Source organism: Xenorhabdus sp. SGI246, assembly GCF_040838225.1.
Classification (GTDB): domain Bacteria; phylum Pseudomonadota; class Gammaproteobacteria; order Enterobacterales; family Enterobacteriaceae; genus Xenorhabdus; species Xenorhabdus indica.
The window spans coordinates 47,925-64,374 of the sequence record NZ_JBFPEZ010000024.1 but is presented as its reverse complement, the minus strand read 5'-3'; the positions used below and the strand labels follow the sequence as shown (position 1 = coordinate 64,374).

Sequence of the window (16,450 nt, the reverse complement as noted above, 5' to 3'; positions counted from 1 at the left end):
TTGAACACCGAATTAATAAAAAGTTATTGCTGATAAAAGAGCCACTAAATGCCCCAGCAGGGCTAGTGGTACTGTCAGTTATTGTTAGAGTATGTTTACGATCTTCACTGATATAAATACCATCTATTAGACTCATGAGATTACCCTCTTACATTAGTTAATAATGTGTTCGTTAAATAACCCATACTAAAAAATGAAGACTTAAAGAATCGTAATAAAATGCACTAATTATTAAATAACAATAAATGACAGATGCATGATAAAAAGATGTTTATTTTGTAGACATATTGGATTTTCATGTTTGGTTGCATTTTTATCTAATGAAATACACGTTAGAAGTTACAAATTTCACGATATAACAAATTAATTTCATTAGTTTCCTTTCCGATGACAGGAAGCAGTAAACTCAAAAGTTATGCTAAATGGGAGAATTATCCTTTTCTAACTCCGCTATATTGATTATTTCTGGCAAAGAACCAAGATAACAATAGAAGTCACTACTCCTATAAGTGAAGTTAGGTTTTTTCTTTTTTGTTTTTTCTAACTTCTTTATCAGGTTCAATTTTTCAATCGGACACTGACGAAATACAAACATAAGGCTAAAAACACGGGTATCTCAGCGCTAATTATTTTAGCAACAGGGATGAGCTATCGAGCAGATACATAAAGCAGTAGCAATCTGACTATGACAAGTTAAGGTGAGAACTACCTTTGAAATTCACTTTTCCTCCAAAATACTCTCCTCTTTCAGACAAATCATGCTCCCATAAATAACGATAAGAAATTATCCACTTTCATTGTTTTTTTCCACTGGCCTATAGTGTAATTATTTATTTACATCTCATGTACTATAAATTTGACAGCTATAAATCTATCCTTTACCCTGCCTGTCTTATAACTATTTTTCCAACATATTCAGAGACGAGGATCGCGTGAAGAATCGCACTATTGGCAGTATTTTTATCGTCGCCGGGACGACGATTGGAGCCGGGATGCTGGCAATGCCATTGGCTGCGGCAGGTGTAGGTTTTGGAACAACACTTATCATGTTAATCACTTTATGGGCATTGATGAGTTACACTGCACTTCTGCTGGTAGAAGTTTATCAATATGATCAAGCCAATACAGGCTTAGGCACCATTGCCAAACGCTATTTGGGGATCGGCGGACAGGTGTTAACAAGTTTCAGTATGCTATTTCTGATGTATGCCCTGACAACAGCCTATATCAGTGGCGCAGGTGAATTGCTGGCTGTCAGCCTTTCCGCCTGGATGGATAAAACAATTACTGTCTCTGCCGGGATCATCGTGTTTACAATAGTTGCCGGAGGTGTAGTCTGTATCAGCACGCAATCCGTTGATTTAATTAATCGCCTACTGTTTACCGCCAAAATCATTTTTCTGCTAGTCGTACTGGGTGTGATGATGCCTCATGTTGATAAAATCAACTTAATATCCATGCCAATAGAAAAAGGGCTTGTACTATCTGCAATTCCGGTGATTTTTACTTCGTTCGGGTTTCACGGAAGTGTGCCAAGTATTGTTTCCTATATGAAAGGGGACACAAATAAGCTACGGAAGATATTTATCATCGGTAGTGCTATCCCGTTGGGCGCTTACATCCTGTGGCAATTGGTTACTCTTGGAGCCATTTCCTCCAACACCTTTGTCGGTATTCTTGCACAACAATCTGGTTTAAACGGCTTATTGCAAGCAGTCAGAGAAGTTGTTGCCTCGCCAAAAGTAGAACTTGCTGTCCACTTGTTTGCCGACCTCGCACTGGCGACATCATTCCTTGGGGTTTCACTCGGTCTGTTTGATTATCTTGCTGATCTGCTAAGACGCCGTAACCACGCCAGAGGACGTTTGCAAACAGGTTTAATGACTTTTATTCCTCCCATGCTTTGTGCCCTGTTTTACCCTAATTTTGTTATGGCGCTGACATTCGCTGCTGTTGCCCTGTCTATTCTGGCTCTGTTACTTCCTTGCCTGTTGGTTTGGCGCAGCCGTGAAGAAAATCAGGGTGGATATCGTGTCAAAGGTGGCAACCCCGCATTGATATTGGTTTTTCTTTGTGGCCTTGCTGTAATTGTCATTCAGATTGGAATTGTCACAGGTATACTGCCAGAAGTGGGGTAAACAATTATCCGCATCTTTAATGGTGCGGATAACCCTAATTTAAAATATGTTAGAAACTCGCACCTACTCCGATGTAAAAACCGTCTGACACTTTATTATTGCGGTTTCCATTTTTTCCTTTCAAATCAATAACCCGATAACCAGCATTAATGGTTATTGGTTTAAAGAGAGTATAACGAACTCCGCCAGTTGCTTCAGTATAAGAATCAATGCCAGAAGTTAAACCCGATGGAGCACCATAAGCCTCACCGTATAATGACAAAGAAGGCATTACTTCCCAACTGAGGCCAACACCACCAGCCAAGGCAGCACCATCTTTCCCCGCTTTTGGTGACAAGTAGAGAGCCTTACCACCAACACTTGCTGTTATCGGACCAACTGGCAAAGCAAAAGCAGCCCCCAGGCTCGCTAACTGGCCATTATGATCACTGCGAGTCCAATTTCCATTGAGGGACAATCCTGCATTTTTATCACCAATCCCCGCAGATGTGCTGGTATAGTGTTTTCCTGCTTCTATATTCACAGAAATTGCATTCGCAGTACCTGCCACAAAGAGCAAACTGGCTGCACTGACAGCAATAAAACCTTTCATATATCTCTCTCTTCTCAATCAGTAATTATGGTCGTTGCTAATCTTCGTGAGCTATTTTACTGAAATCCAATAAACACTATAGATGATGAATGTAATAAACCATTTAGATTCATCAAGATATGTAAATACTGGATCGTTTCAGTACCCATTCTTTGATCTGTTGACGTGAAGTTTTTATCCCGCCATTTTTCAAATGTTCCGGTAACAAATAACAAGCTACAGGTCGTTGGAATGTAGCAAGTTTATTAGAAAGCCAATTAATAAGTGTTTTTGTAAGTTGAGGATTGTTTGTTTCGATCACTGCAACAGGCCGATGCCCAAATTCAGTGTCAGGCACTGGAACAACAAAACTTTGTTGGATTTGAGGATGCAGATTAATAATACGTTCAATATCTTCCGGTTGAATTCCTTCACCACCGCTGAAAAATTGATTATCAAAACGTCCTAAAACACACAATTCACCCTGTTTAAAAACACCCCGGTCACGGGTCGGAAACCAGCCTTCCTCTTTGGCTAATGGTTTTAATTTTCCATCAAACCAATAACCCATAGCGATACTGTCTGCCCGGATCTGTATTTCCTCATCCAACAAACGGATCTCTTTTCCCGGTAATGGCACTCCTACTCCCGATAAGCCGTCTGCGCGTTTTGCACAGACTGTTGATGCCATTTCAGTCAAGCCATAACCGCACCAACAGCGGATCCCAATTTGCTCAGCTTGTTGAATAAGTTCCAACGGTATCATTGCCCCGCCTAATAACACATCTTTCAAAGTCAGATCATGGTTACGAGGTTGGGAAAGCCAGCGCCACAGTTGAGTCGGTACTAATGAAGCATGCGTGCAACCCGATAAGGCTTTATCCAGAGAGTACATATCCCGCAATACCAATTCTGCGCCTTTCAATAGCCAGCGCCAAAGTATTCCCTGACCAGAGACATGAAATAATGGCAACGACAGCAACCAACGATGCTCCGGCTGGAAATCTATGTGTGAAAGGATACCTTGTGCGCTGGCAAGGTGAGCACCAATAGAATGCACTACTGCTTTGGGCAACCCGGAAGATCCTGAAGTCAGGATCATGCTGGCCGGGCGATTGATATCCCATGAAACACATTTACCTGACACTTTTTTACCTGACATAAATGTAAACTCAGCTTGCCAGTTGAGTTCCGTTGCCTGAATGACCGATACAGGTAAGCCGGTAAAATCAGCCACAAATGCCAGATTTAGGTGAGGAAGTAATTCTGTCAACAATGATTCAGGAAGTTGAGGATTGAGTGGTAAGGCTCTTGCACCGCATTGCAGAACAGCAAGATAACATAACAAGAGATCTGCACTGTTCTTGCCTCTTAAGATCACACCATCACCTTGTGATACCCCTTGTAGCCGGAAGCAATCCGCAATAGTGTTAATTTTTGTTGCCAATTCCTGCCAGGTTACTGGATTGTCACCCAACCAAATTGCCTGTTTTTCTGGATAACAAACCGCCCAATGATGCCATGGCCATTGATTAAACGAGACTAATGAATTCATAACTCCACATTACTTCCAGTTCGTCTAATTCCATACAAGGCATATCACTGCCTGGCCAGCAACGGATAAGTTGCGATTGAATCAGATCGAGTGTATCCAGCCCTGGCAGCGTCTCTGGTGTTAGCCAATATGCTAAGCGAGCCAGTTGTGTCAGACCAAAACTGGTTTCAATACTTGAACTTATCACAGTATCCAACCCGGCTTGATGAGCCTCGGTGATCAATTGACGACAACGGTCAATACTACCTACTAACGTCGGTTTGATAATGATCGCGGTAACCCCTTCCTGGGCTTCTACTGTGAAACCTGCTTCACGAACACTTTCATCCCATGCAATGGCAATACCTGTCTCACGGGCAAATGCCAGTGAGTCTTCGCGGGTTTTACAAGGTTCTTCCAGAAAAGCAATACGCTGCCGATAATCAGGATTGATATACTTCGCAAATCCATCAGCTTTCGCTCGCGTCCAACTACGGTTAGCATCCAGCCTCAGTTGTAGATCGGGTACGGCTTCCAATAAGAGATTAACTACCATGCCATCCCGTACAGCTTCATATAGCCCGACTTTCACCTTAGCCATTTTCCGCCCGGCTATTTTTCCCAAACGCAAGATCACATCATCAGGATCCCCCGTACATAATGGTGCTTTGTGATAATTGGCCTCTGCGGGAAGTTTGCCCTGTAATTCAGCAAGAGCACAACTGATACCAAATGCGACAGAAGGTAATTCACTCTGCTCTGGCTCTTTATTTTGCCCTGTTTCGTTTTGGCACCAGTGTGTTAACCACTCCACCGCAGCACAGCGGGCTTGTTCAAGCGTTTCGTGACTGAATTCCGGCAATGGGGCAATTTCTCCCCAACCATGGTTACCATTTTCTTGCACATGCACTAAAAAACCATCACGGGTTTTCAGACGCTGGTAACGTAAGATAACACCTGCCTCCATAGGCAGGCTGTATTGATATAAGGTTGCTTTACGCATTATGGATTACGTTTAAATTTACTGAAATCAGGGTGACGTTTTTCGTTGAACGCATTACGTCCTTCCTGCCCTTCTTCAGTCATATAGAACAACATGGTGGCATTTCCCGCTAACTCCTGCAAACCAGCCTGACCATCGCAATCCGCATTCAATGCAGCTTTCAGACAACGCAATGCTGTTGGGCTGTTTTCCAGCATTTCACGGCACCAGCGTACTGTTTCTTTTTCCAACTCAGCATAAGGAACAACAGTATTGACCAGCCCCATATCAAGCGCTTCCTGAGCATGGTATTGGCGGCACAGGAACCAGATTTCACGGGCTTTTTTCTGCCCCACTATCCGCGCCATATAAGATGCTCCCCAACCTCCATCAAATGAACCCACTTTGGGGCCTGTCTGACCAAAAATTGCATTGTCTGCTGCAATGGTCAGATCACACATCAGATGTAATACATGCCCTCCACCGATAGCATATCCGGCAACCATAGCAACAACTGGTTTTGGGCAGGTACGGATTTGGCGTTGAAAATCTAATACGTTCAGATGATGTGTTCCGTCTTCATCTCTGTAACCACCATAATCGCCACGGATCTTCTGATCGCCTCCCGCACAGAATGCTTTTTCTCCCATTCCTGTCAGAATAATTGTGCCAATGCTATCGTCATAACGGGCATCAGCCAGTGCCTGAATCATCTCTTTAACGGTCAGAGGACGGAAGGCATTACGCACTTGCGGACGATTAATCGTAATCTTAGCGATACCGTCTGGAGATTTATGATAAAGAATATCTTCAAACCCGCTGGAACAATCTTGCCATTCAATCGGGAAATATAATTTTTCTTCGCTTGGATAGAGCATTATTGAACTTCCTTAACCAAAAAGTGATAAAAAATGGTTCACTGCGGCAGAAAAATCCACAGGATTGCTGCTATGAGCATTATGTCCAGCCTGGGGAATTATTTTTGATGGCAGTGCATACTGCTTCACTATTTCTTTAAATTTCTGATCGTGTTCACCACATAAATAAGCAAAAGGCACTGCCAGTTTTTGTAAGGCAGGCACTAACCAAGGCTGGTGCCCAAGTGAGGTTCTTTCTAACATGTCGGCAATACTACAGCCTCTGTTTCGGCGACGGAGATGAATAAAACGGAGACGCTGTTCCGGTGACAAATCTGCAAATACTGGTTGTTGATACCAGTCAGACAAAACTGCCGACATGGATTCTTCACGAAAACGTTGTGCCCAATGCCTGTCATGCAACAATCTGGCATCGCGCTCCTGCTGAGAAAACAGCCCCGGATTTCCCCCTTCTACCACTATTCCCCTTAATCCTTTTTGGTGCCTGTGAGTCGTATGATTTTGAGTTGCCTGGTTTTGAATTGCCTGGTTTTGAATTGCATAGTACATAGCAAGCCGCCCACCAAGTGAGTAGCCGATTAGCCAGTAATCATGGATCTGGTATGCGAGCAAAGTTTCGCTCAATAGCTTACTCATTTCTGCAAAACCATCCGCAGCCGTAATATCGGCAGAGTCACCATGACCGGGTAAATCAATCACTAAAGAAGCATATTGGTTACAGGCGTTTACAATGGGCAACCATTCATTGCCACATCCCAACAGACCATGCAACCAAACCAGCCATGTGTTTTTTCTATCTACATTCACTGTCTCTGCATTGACTATCTGACAGGCCAATTTCATAGTTCAGCCACCTGTTTCAGCAATTCTTGCAGACATACCGCACCTTCGTTATCTGTCACGATCAGTTCAATGATTGTTGCTGTTTTTTGCTGCCATGCCTGTTCAACCGACTGTTTCAATTCAGACCAATTTTGTGGCGCGCTATAATTCAAGCCAAACATGGCGGCAGTGTGGTTAAAATTGATATTTTGCGGCATACAGTAAAAACGCTGGCGTGTTTCCTGTGGCGTAGGCAGTAATGAAAAAATTTGGCCGCCATTATTATTTACGATAAACAACACCATAGGTGAAACGCTTTCCCGCAATAAAGCTAAGCTATTCAAATCATAAAGCGCGGAAATATCGCCAATAATCGCTAAAGTCGGTTTACTGGTCGCCCGTTGCACGCCGACAGAAGTCGCTATTAACCCATCAATTCCACTTGCACCACGATTGCTGTAAACCGGATAACCCACAGGGAGTTGTCCTAACGCATCAATCAAACGGACAATCAAACTATTGCCGACAAATAACTGTCCTTGCTGCGGTAATAATTGATGTAGCTGATGAGCAACCGCTGCCTCACTGAATTTTCCATCCAGTTGTGCGCTAACACAGTTGAATGCTTTTTCAGACCAAATCCTCAGTTCATCCGCCCAAAAAACATTCGTCCCAAAAACCTTCGTTTCAAAAACATTAGGCATCTCTGTTTGAGCCGGATGATCCCGTAACCAATCAGCCACATGACAAGTAAACTTGCGTCCCTGATGATTAGCGGGATCAAGCCTTCCCATAATAGGATCAATAATCCAATACTCTTCTGGCTGACATTTGGCTTGCCACTGCAATAATCTTTTTCCGGTCAGATTAGAGCCAAACTGAATAACTAACTGCCCTTTTGCCAGGATTTCCTGCGTACAGGGATGGTTCAGCCATAAATCAGCGTAAGGCAAAGGCTGACCTGTTTGAGACAACACATCTCCAATCAATGGCCAGCCCATTTCTTTCGTCCACTGTGCGACAAGTTTCCCTTCTTCGGCTCCCATTCTTCCTGCCAGTACGACACCGCGTTTTTTCCGCCAGCAATCCCAATCCGCTATTTTAGTAGTAACATGCGTTACTGATTGCTTAAGCCACGGCTGGTGGCCTTGCCACCAATTACCTAGCGTTTGTAACCATGCCTGATATTTTTCATCGTCACCATATAACGGCTCAGCAAAAGGACAATTGATATGCAGCCCTCCTTGCTTCAGATTCGACATCGCATTATCAACGACAGAAACCAACCAACTGGCTGAAATATCAGTGGTTGGTCGTGGTAGAGAAAGTGTTTGGGCCGGATGTGAGGCAAAAATATTACTCTGGCGAATAGCCTGATTCGCACCACAATCGATTAATTCCGGTGGCCTGTCCGCAGTGAGAAAAACCAAGCGTTCACCGGTTAATCCGGCCTCAATCAGGGAAGGATACAGGTTAGCCACTGCGGTTCCTGACGTCACAATAACAGCAACGGGTTCCTGGCTCGCTTTTGCCAATCCTAGCGCTAGATGACCCAGCCCTCTTTCGTCAAAGTGGGTATGACATATCAGTTTACCGTTCTCTATAGCAGCTTTTTTTACAACGGAAAGTGTCAATGGTGTGGAACGAGAACCAGGGGCAATACAGACATGACGTAGCCCATGACGAGTCAGTGCTTCCAGTAAGAGTTCCGCCCAACGACGGTTCAGTGCGCTGTTTGACATAAAGTGTTCGAAAACTTCTTTTAAAAATAGGATGAATTATATAAGACATTCTTCACGCTTATTCTCTTAAAAACGCCTTCTTTGTTATAGCTCAAAGAAATGTCATGTAATTGACGTTATTTCCATGAACTTATTCATTTGCTGAGTTACCTAATAATGAACGTAGTCCTGCGGCTTTATTCTCAATTTCTATCCATTCCTGCCCAGGATCAGAGCCAGAAACAATGCCTGTTCCAAACATAAATACCCCACAGATCCGGCATACCAGCCACGGTGAAATTGCCGTCGTTCCTGCTAATGTTTCAGTAAATATCTGTAACTGATAGCGGTAATAAAGCCGTTCTGGGGTCGAAGCAAGAAAAGCAGAACGACTGAATACCAACTTCGCTAATATTTTTGGTATTAATAATTTCGCATATATCAGCGATAATATTGACAATCTGATCCACAAACTTCCTCCACTAATAACGTAATAAAATGCAAAATTATACGAGCCGGCAGAAATTATTAAAGTACTTATTGTTTACCTGGTTATTTATGTGATTGGTTTTGATCTGAGTATCTAACAATAACTTCGCCACTTTTACTGATTTATTGCCCATTTTTATTACTCAAATCAATAATTACACATTTTCTTTAAGTGAATCAGTATAATAGATGACATATCATATTGTTGACACCGATAGAACCTTATACCTAAAAATATACAACACAAGGCTAACATGCCAAACTTAGTTATCAGGAAAATGATTAATTTAATGTTTATGAATTTCATCCCACGAAAAACCTAAAATATAATTCTTATTTGCAAAAAGATAATAAAATCATTCTCAAAACCTAAAAGTAAGGCTAAAAAAAATCACCCACCGATAATAATTACCAAAAATATCAGCAATGAAAAATATTCACATTCATAATTAACATTTTTTATTGTGGTTAATTTCATTCATAAATATTAAATTAAAAATACTATAAGAAAACTCTCAAAAACAATTAAAAACAACAGGTTAAATATAATGCCTTTATTTTATATAAAAAAATAACAACAAGGTATTACTTATTAACCCCATAATAAAATTAAGAAACAATATTGCCTGATGTTACGTCTATTGTTTTTCAAAAAATACCCATTGATATAAAGCCACACAATACGTATTATTTTGCCTCTTCCAAAATGAAGAAACAAAATGCTTGTCTTAATCAAAATTCAATTTTATTTCGTCTGATTCTGCTGTTTTTTTAAATAAATAAGCAGTATAAAAAGGGGATGCCGTGTTATATCTTTATTTTAGGCCGATAGGCTTTCTTAGATATCGGTATAGTCTGTTATCGTTATTTATATCACTAAGTTGTCTAATAACAACAGAGACCGCGACAGCGGGTTATGATGCATTAATTCAACAAGCCAGAAGTGGCAATACCATCCCCATACTTGAATATATTCGTCAAGAAGAAAAACGGCGGAAACTCTCTCCTTCTCAGGTAGCTGATTGGTTACAGGTCGCAAGCTGGGCGGGTCATGACAATGAAGTGATTAATCTTTGGCAACGTTATCATGCTATGGAATTACCAGCCAGGGGGATCGCCGCTGCCGCACGCGCTTATCGCAATCAGCGCCAGTGGAATCAAGCCATTCAATTATGGCACCTGGCTTCAATTCTTGAAAAACACAACCACGCTATAAAAGCGGGCTTGATTATGACGTTGGCAGATGCCAGGCGAGACAGTGAAGCCCGTCGCCTGGCAAAAAACTTACTGTCCCATCAACTCAGTGCCGCTAATTACCGTTTAATGGCCTATGTGGATCAAGCCGCCGGACGCTCATGGGATGCCATGCAGATGCTCACTATCGCCCACGAACGTTTCCCCAAAGATAAGGCCACAACCCACGATTATCTGTTCAGTCTGAAAAACAATCGGGTGAATGGTCCGGCTTGGCTACTGGAACAAAAACACACCACACAATTACAGTTATCCGCCGGCCAACAACGTAAACTGGAAGCTGACGCTGCGGCAGAGTTAGTTCGCCTTGCAATGATCCCCAACCGTAGTGAAAAAGAACGATTTGACATCGCTGATAGAGCACTTGCCCGCTATGAACATATGCTCAATCAATGGCAGAAACAACCGGATGCCTGGCAAGACTATCGACGTGCCCGTATTGATCGCCTCGGCGCACTGCTTGCCCGTTTCCAGACTCAAGAACTCATTGAAGAGTATTTACGCCTGCAACAACTTTCCCAGACAGAAAAAAATGTCGTTATACCGGATTACGCGCATAAATGGGCTGCGTCTGCCTATCTGAACCTTCGCCAGCCAGATAAAGCAAGGGATATCCTGCGTCCACTGAATTATCCCACTGGAAAATATCCAGATAAAAAAACACCAGTGCACCATATCACACAGGAAGATGATAGCGTTCTTTTTTATGCCGATGTAGAGAGTGAACAACTTAATGAAGCTCAACAACTGGCAACTAATATCAAGCAACGTAATGCTTATATGACGAATGTTTACGGTTCTCCAATCCGGGTGCCTAACGATAACTGGTTGCAGGGGCAACAGCTTTTGGCTGAATCAGCCCAACTGCATGAAGATCTTCCCGAAGCAGAAAGACGTTTTACCCACTTGGCTCGTACCGCTCCTGGTAATCAGAAGTTACGTATTGATCTGGCAGCCGTCTGGCTAGATCGTGGCTGGCCACGTCAGGCAGAAAGTGAACTGAAACAAATCGAGGGTCTTGATCACCGTAATTTGTCATTGGAAATTCAGCAAGGCTATACCGCTTTAGCATTACAAGAATGGCGACAAGCTGATCTGTTGTCTGATGATGTCATCACCCGTGCCCCTGAAAATATGCTGGCCAAACGTTTTAATCGTCTGCGTAATGTTCATCACATGTCAGAATTGCGTGTCAGAGTTAATCAGGGTATTGATTCAGACAGCCCCACGAGTGGTAAAAGTAGTTCAGACATTGATCTTGTCATTTATAGCCCTCCTATTCATGATAATTGGCGCTTGTTTGCTGGCGGTGCTTATAATCGTAGCCAATTCAGTGAAGGCCGTGGCTTAAACCGCGATTTACGTGGCGGTATAGAATGGCGGGCACGGGATATTTGGCTGGAAGGCGAAATTTCTGGCCGTCATTATCGTCATGGTAATAAAGTCGGTCTACGTTTTGCCGGATGGTATGATTTAAATGATCAATGGCGTCTGGGAGGTTCAGCGGAACGACTGGCTCGTAATACTCCTTTACGGGCATTAACCAATAATATCTATGCTAATGGCGGGCAACTTTATACTCGTTGGAGACACAGTGAGCGCAGTCAGTGGACAGCTCGTTTTGCCCCTTCATTTTTTTCCGATGGCAATAAACGCTTTGCATATGCTATTGACGGTATGCAACGCATCTACACAGCACCTTACCTGAAACTTGATGCCACGCTGGAAATCAGTACGACACATAACAGCAAACAAAATACCCCTTATTTCAATCCAAAAAATGATTTTACCTTCCTGCCAGTATTGGAAGCCGACCATATCATGTATCGGCATTACCAAACCGTTTGGAGTCAGCAGCTCGCGGCTGGTATCGGTGAATACTGGCAGAACGGGTATGGCGGGGGTCTGATAACGACTGTGAGTTATGGGCAACGTATTAAGTGGAATGATGTGGTGGATACAGGTGTGAGGATCACGCTGGATAAACGCCCTTATGACGGTAAACGTGAAAAAAACCTGCAAGCTGCTTTTGATTTGATCTATCGGTTCTAAAGGATTTTTTATGACTTTCAACGTAATTCGCTATTGGTTAATGATTTTAGCTTTGCTGGTTAGCCTGTTTATTCCGCAACTCAGCATCGTGGCCTATGCTGAAAAACCAGAGTTCGTTCCACCAGCAGAGCGCCCTTTGCCCATGAATGAGCGCCCCTGGCCTCATAATGGTTTCGTCGTACTGGCTTACCATGATGTTGAAGATGACGGAGCTGATCAACGATTTATGTCAGTTCGTACCAGTGCGCTGAACGAACAATTTGCCTGGCTACGCGCAAATAGCTACCAACCTGTCACCGTTGATCAAATCCTCGTTGCCAACCAGGGAGGAACTCCATTACCCCCAAAAGCGGTACTACTCACCTTTGATGATGGCTACAGCAGTTTTTATCACCGAGTTTTTCCCTTGCTGAAAGCCTATAACTGGCCTGCAATTCTGGCACCAGTCGGCATTTGGGTTGATGTTCCCGCAGGAAAGCCTGTGAATTTTGGTGGTTTGAAGGTATCACGGGAACGCTTTACGACCTGGGAGCAAATTGCGGAGATGTCCCGTTCTGGTTTGGTGGAGATTGCTTCTCATACCTATCAACACCACTATGGTGCTATTGGTAATCCACAAGGCAATACCGAGCCTGCCGCCACTATCCGGATCTATGATCCCAAAACGGGTAAATATGAAAGCGATCACAAATTCCGCCAACGCATGGAACAGGATATCGCCACAATCACACAGCGAATCGTTTCTGCCACAGGCAAAAAACCACGCGTCTGGGTTTGGCCTTACGGCATTGACAGCGGCGTTACTCTGGATATTGCCAAACGTCATGGTTACAAAATGGCACTGACACTCGACAATGGACTGGCCAAGGCAGAAAACTTAAATAACATTCCGCGAATATTGCTCACTAATAACCCAACATTAAAAGAGTTCGCTGAGCAGGTTATTCAGGTTCAGAATAAACGTATCCTACGCGTTGCCCATATTGATCTGGATTATGTGTATGATCCTGACCCTATTCAACAAGCGCGCAATCTCGATCAGCTAGTACAACGTGTTGCTGATCTCCGTATTAATGCTGTCTTCCTGCAAGCATTTGCCGACCCTAAAGGCGATGGCAATATCTATGAGCTTTATTTCCCTAACCGCTGGTTACCGATGCGGGCAGATTTATTTAACCGGGTTTCCTGGCAACTACACAGCCGGTTGAATATTGATGTTTATGCGTGGATGCCAGTTCTGGCATTTGAATTAGAACCTTCCCTGCCTCGCGTAACGCGCTATAACGAAGATAATGGCGAGTTATCCGTCAGTAAAACACAATATCGTCGTTTATCTCCTTATAACGCGGAAAACCGCCGGAGGATTAAAGAGATTTACCAGGACTTAGCTGCTCATGCCATATTCCAGGGTGTGCTGTATCACGATGATGCTGTCATGTCAGACTTTGAAGATGCCAGCCCTGACGCAATTAATGTTTATCAACAAGCCGGTTTTCCGGCATCTGTTGCCGAAATTCGTCAGGAGCCAGAACAGTTTGCCCGCTGGAGCCGTTTCAAGAGCCGATATCTGACTGAGTTTACCCAAGAATTGACACAAACCGTTAAATCAATCCGTGGTTATCAGGTAAAAACAGCACGTAATATTTTCGCCCTGCCTATTCTGGAGCCAGATAGTGAAGAGTGGTTTGCTCAAAATCTGGATGATTTTCTTGCCCATTATGATTGGGTTGCACCAATGGCAATGCCATTAATGGAAAAAATACCGCTATCAGAAAGCAATCAGTGGCTATCCCGTTTAGTGAAAGCGGTTGCCCAACGCCCGGAAGCTCTGGATAAAACAGTTTTTGAGCTTCAGGCTGTTGACTGGCGAAAACCATTAAATAAAAGAGCGATATCAGGCGAACAAATGGCTGAATGGATGCGTCAATTACAACTGAATGGCGCACAAAATTTTGGTTACTACCCTGATGACTTTCTTAATAATCAACCAGAAATGAACAAAATCCGTCCTGTTCTTTCTCCAGAATGGTATCCACTTAATGATTGATCGTATTCTTGCTTTTATTGTGCTCTGCATTGTCTTGAGCATTCCGGTCGGTATCGCCATCACCTTTACAGGTGAGGTTATGCTGCACTTTGTGTTTTTCTGGCCATTATTCATGTCTGCTATCTGGATCTCAGGAGGGATTTATTTCTGGTTTTACCGTGAAAGACACTGGAAAAAAAACGATGTCCCTCCCCACCTGGAAGGGGAACCCCTGATATCTATTTTGATCCCTTGCTATAACGAAGGGCCAAACGTGCGCGAAACATTACGGGCAGCATTAAACCAGCGTTATCCGCACATTGAAGTGATCGCAATCAATGATGGTTCAACTGACCGCACTGCCCATGAACTCGATGAGATGGCTAAACAGCATAGCGCCTTGAGAGTAATACACTTAGAACAAAATCAGGGGAAAGCTACAGCGCTTCAGGCAGGAGCTGCCGCTGCCAATAGTGATTATCTGGTCTGTATTGACGGCGATGCTCTGCTAGATCGCGACGCAGCAGTATGGATGGTAAAACCCATGATCGATCACCCTCGTGTTGGTGCGGTCACAGGCAACCCTCGTGTCCGTACCCGTTCTACCTTGATTGGCCGAATTCAAGTAGGTGAGTTTTCTTCTATCATTGGCTTAATCAAGCGTACTCAACGGGTTTATGGTCAGGTATTTACCGTTTCTGGCGTTGTTGCCGCCTTTAACCGCCGTGCCCTTGCTGATGTCGGTTATTGGAGCAATGATATGATTACCGAAGATATTGATGTCAGTTGGAAGCTACAATTACACCACTGGTCTATCTTCTTCGAGCCTCGTGCTATCTGTTGGATTCTGATGCCCGAAACTCTCCGGGGGTTATGGAAACAAAGGCTACGTTGGGCACAGGGTGGAGCAGAAGTATTCCTCAAAAACCTGCGAAAACTCTGGTCATGGGAATATCACCGCATGTGGGTATTATTTACGGAATTCTGCTGTTCTGTAATCTGGTCATTTACGTTTGCCCTCTCAATTATTTTGTTTTTCCTCGGCATGTTTATCACATTACCCGAAAATATTCGTGTCTATACACTTTTCCCGCCTGGGTATACAGGATTGGTATTAGCCGTAACTTGCCTGATCCAATTTATTGTCAGTTTGGTCATTGAACGACGTTATGAGAAACACGTTGCATCATCACTTTTCTGGGTGATTTGGTATCCAGTGGTGTACTGGATGCTGAATCTATTCACTACACTTGTATCTTTCCCCAAAGTCATGCTTAAAGTACACCGGAAACGTGCCCGTTGGGAAAGCCCTGATCGTGGAATAGAGAGAATAGAATAATGAAAGATCCATTGATATTTACAGAACAAAGATTATTACCTCGTCTTATTGATATTATACTCACCATTATAGCGTGGGTTGGATTTTCCTATTTATTCATTGTGGGGCTATTTAATTCGCCCCATCATGGCCCCAAACCTGTTACGTCTGTATTTACCTCAGAAGTAAGTTCAATTGTACTTTATATTATCATCGCCATATTTAATTCACTCCTGTTGATCGGGTGGGCGAGATACAATCAAATCCGCTTTCGTATAGAACGTCGCCGCCATCGACCTGCATTAAATAATGAAGAATTGGCAAAGAGCTTTTCTTTAGAACAGCAATTAATGAACAGACTAAATCAAGGCAAAGTTTCCAGTGTCACTTATAATAACCATGGACATATAATAGGAATAACTGAAAAATCAAATCAATTAGCCAGCAAATAATTATCAAGGAAATTAAAACTTCCTATCATTTAAACATTTTGCAACCTATCTCAGCCAATGTTACTAGTGTCTGATAATTAATAACATTTGCAAAAACACCATAATGAGATAGGTTCTAATTGAGGATATATTCCATCAATAATTTAGTTATCTGGATTAAATGAAAGGCAAATACTGGAACTTGCTATGTGCTTTACTGAAGGGACTCATTGT

12 protein-coding genes are annotated in these 16,450 nt (G+C 43.1%); 5 read left to right on the top strand and 7 right to left on the bottom strand.

Going from position 1 to position 16,450, the window contains the following annotated elements:
- Positions 1-992: 992 nt before the first annotated feature.
- Positions 993-2,138 (top strand): tyrosine transporter TyrP, encoded by a 1,146-nt coding sequence (gene tyrP, locus ABLA85_RS06310; RefSeq protein WP_367962320.1) that lies wholly within the window; start codon positions 993-995, stop codon positions 2,136-2,138.
- 49 nt (positions 2,139-2,187) lie between these two features.
- On the opposite strand, the gene ABLA85_RS06305 is transcribed toward tyrP, so the two are convergent.
- The 7 genes from ABLA85_RS06305 to ABLA85_RS06275 form a co-directional block, all read right to left on the bottom strand.
- Positions 2,188-2,730 carry a YfaZ family outer membrane protein gene (locus tag ABLA85_RS06305; protein ID WP_367962318.1) on the bottom strand — a complete coding sequence of 181 codons (543 nt, stop codon included), beginning with the start codon at positions 2,728-2,730 and terminating at the stop codon, positions 2,188-2,190.
- 112 nt (positions 2,731-2,842) lie between these two features.
- Complete coding sequence (gene menE / locus ABLA85_RS06300; RefSeq protein ID WP_367962316.1) at positions 2,843-4,264, bottom strand: o-succinylbenzoate--CoA ligase; 1,422 nt, start codon at positions 4,262-4,264, stop codon at positions 2,843-2,845.
- Positions 4,242-5,246 carry an o-succinylbenzoate synthase gene (gene menC / locus ABLA85_RS06295; RefSeq protein ID WP_367962315.1) on the bottom strand — a complete coding sequence of 335 codons (1,005 nt, stop codon included), beginning with the start codon at positions 5,244-5,246 and terminating at the stop codon, positions 4,242-4,244. Before menC ends, menE begins: the two co-directional genes overlap by 23 nt.
- The gene (menB, locus tag ABLA85_RS06290; protein WP_367962314.1) at positions 5,246-6,103 is read right to left on the bottom strand and encodes a 1,4-dihydroxy-2-naphthoyl-CoA synthase; all 858 of its coding nucleotides are present in this window, start codon (positions 6,101-6,103) and stop codon (positions 5,246-5,248) included. Before menB ends, menC begins: the two co-directional genes overlap by 1 nt.
- A gap of 12 nt (positions 6,104-6,115) precedes the next feature.
- Positions 6,116-6,946: a 2-succinyl-6-hydroxy-2,4-cyclohexadiene-1-carboxylate synthase gene (gene menH, locus ABLA85_RS06285; RefSeq protein WP_367962312.1), complete on the bottom strand. Its 831-nt coding sequence runs from the start codon at positions 6,944-6,946 to the stop codon at positions 6,116-6,118.
- Positions 6,943-8,667, bottom strand: a complete 1,725-nt coding sequence (menD, locus tag ABLA85_RS06280; RefSeq protein ID WP_367962310.1) for a 2-succinyl-5-enolpyruvyl-6-hydroxy-3-cyclohexene-1-carboxylic-acid synthase — start codon at positions 8,665-8,667, stop codon at positions 6,943-6,945. Before menD ends, menH begins: the two co-directional genes overlap by 4 nt.
- Before the next feature lie 130 nt (positions 8,668-8,797).
- Entirely contained in the window at positions 8,798-9,106 is a 309-nt protein-coding gene (locus ABLA85_RS06275; protein WP_367962328.1) for a hypothetical protein, read from the bottom strand.
- Between the two features lie 833 nt (positions 9,107-9,939).
- Between ABLA85_RS06275 and pgaA the strand changes: the two genes are divergently transcribed.
- The 4 genes from pgaA to pgaD are packed head-to-tail and all read left to right on the top strand — an operon-like array spanning position 9,940 to position 16,237.
- Positions 9,940-12,441, top strand: coding sequence for a poly-beta-1,6 N-acetyl-D-glucosamine export porin PgaA (gene pgaA / locus ABLA85_RS06270; RefSeq protein WP_367962308.1), 2,502 nt, complete (start codon positions 9,940-9,942; stop codon positions 12,439-12,441).
- Positions 12,442-12,451: 10 nt separating this feature from the next.
- On the top strand, positions 12,452-14,488 hold the full coding sequence (gene pgaB / locus ABLA85_RS06265; RefSeq protein WP_367962306.1) for a poly-beta-1,6-N-acetyl-D-glucosamine N-deacetylase PgaB: 2,037 nt from the start codon (positions 12,452-12,454) through the stop codon (positions 14,486-14,488).
- On the top strand, positions 14,481-15,806 hold the full coding sequence (gene pgaC / locus ABLA85_RS06260) for a poly-beta-1,6-N-acetyl-D-glucosamine synthase (RefSeq protein ID WP_367962304.1): 1,326 nt from the start codon (positions 14,481-14,483) through the stop codon (positions 15,804-15,806). The genes pgaB and pgaC overlap by 8 nt, the downstream gene beginning before the upstream one ends.
- Entirely contained in the window at positions 15,806-16,237 is a 432-nt protein-coding gene (pgaD, locus tag ABLA85_RS06255; RefSeq protein WP_367962301.1) for a poly-beta-1,6-N-acetyl-D-glucosamine biosynthesis protein PgaD, read from the top strand. Before pgaC ends, pgaD begins: the two co-directional genes overlap by 1 nt.
- Positions 16,238-16,450: the final 213 nt, after the last annotated feature.

Excerpts from the sequence above, each read along its gene's own strand:
- tyrP (WP_367962320.1), top strand. The coding sequence starts at position 993 with ATGCTGGCAATGCCATTGGCTGCGGCAGGTGTAGGTTTTGGAACAACA.
- ABLA85_RS06305 (WP_367962318.1), bottom strand. The coding sequence starts at position 2,730 with ATGAAAGGTTTTATTGCTGTCAGTGCAGCCAGTTTGCTCTTTGTGGCA.
- menE (WP_367962316.1), bottom strand. The coding sequence starts at position 4,264 with ATGAATTCATTAGTCTCGTTTAATCAATGGCCATGGCATCATTGGGCG.
- menC (WP_367962315.1), bottom strand. The coding sequence starts at position 5,246 with ATGCGTAAAGCAACCTTATATCAATACAGCCTGCCTATGGAGGCAGGT.
- menB (WP_367962314.1), bottom strand. The coding sequence starts at position 6,103 with ATGCTCTATCCAAGCGAAGAAAAATTATATTTCCCGATTGAATGGCAA.
- menH (WP_367962312.1), bottom strand. The coding sequence starts at position 6,946 with ATGAAATTGGCCTGTCAGATAGTCAATGCAGAGACAGTGAATGTAGAT.
- menD (WP_367962310.1), bottom strand. The coding sequence starts at position 8,667 with ATGTCAAACAGCGCACTGAACCGTCGTTGGGCGGAACTCTTACTGGAA.
- pgaB (WP_367962306.1), top strand. The coding sequence starts at position 12,452 with ATGACTTTCAACGTAATTCGCTATTGGTTAATGATTTTAGCTTTGCTG.
- pgaC (WP_367962304.1), top strand. The coding sequence starts at position 14,481 with ATGATTGATCGTATTCTTGCTTTTATTGTGCTCTGCATTGTCTTGAGC.
- pgaD (WP_367962301.1), top strand. The coding sequence starts at position 15,806 with ATGAAAGATCCATTGATATTTACAGAACAAAGATTATTACCTCGTCTT.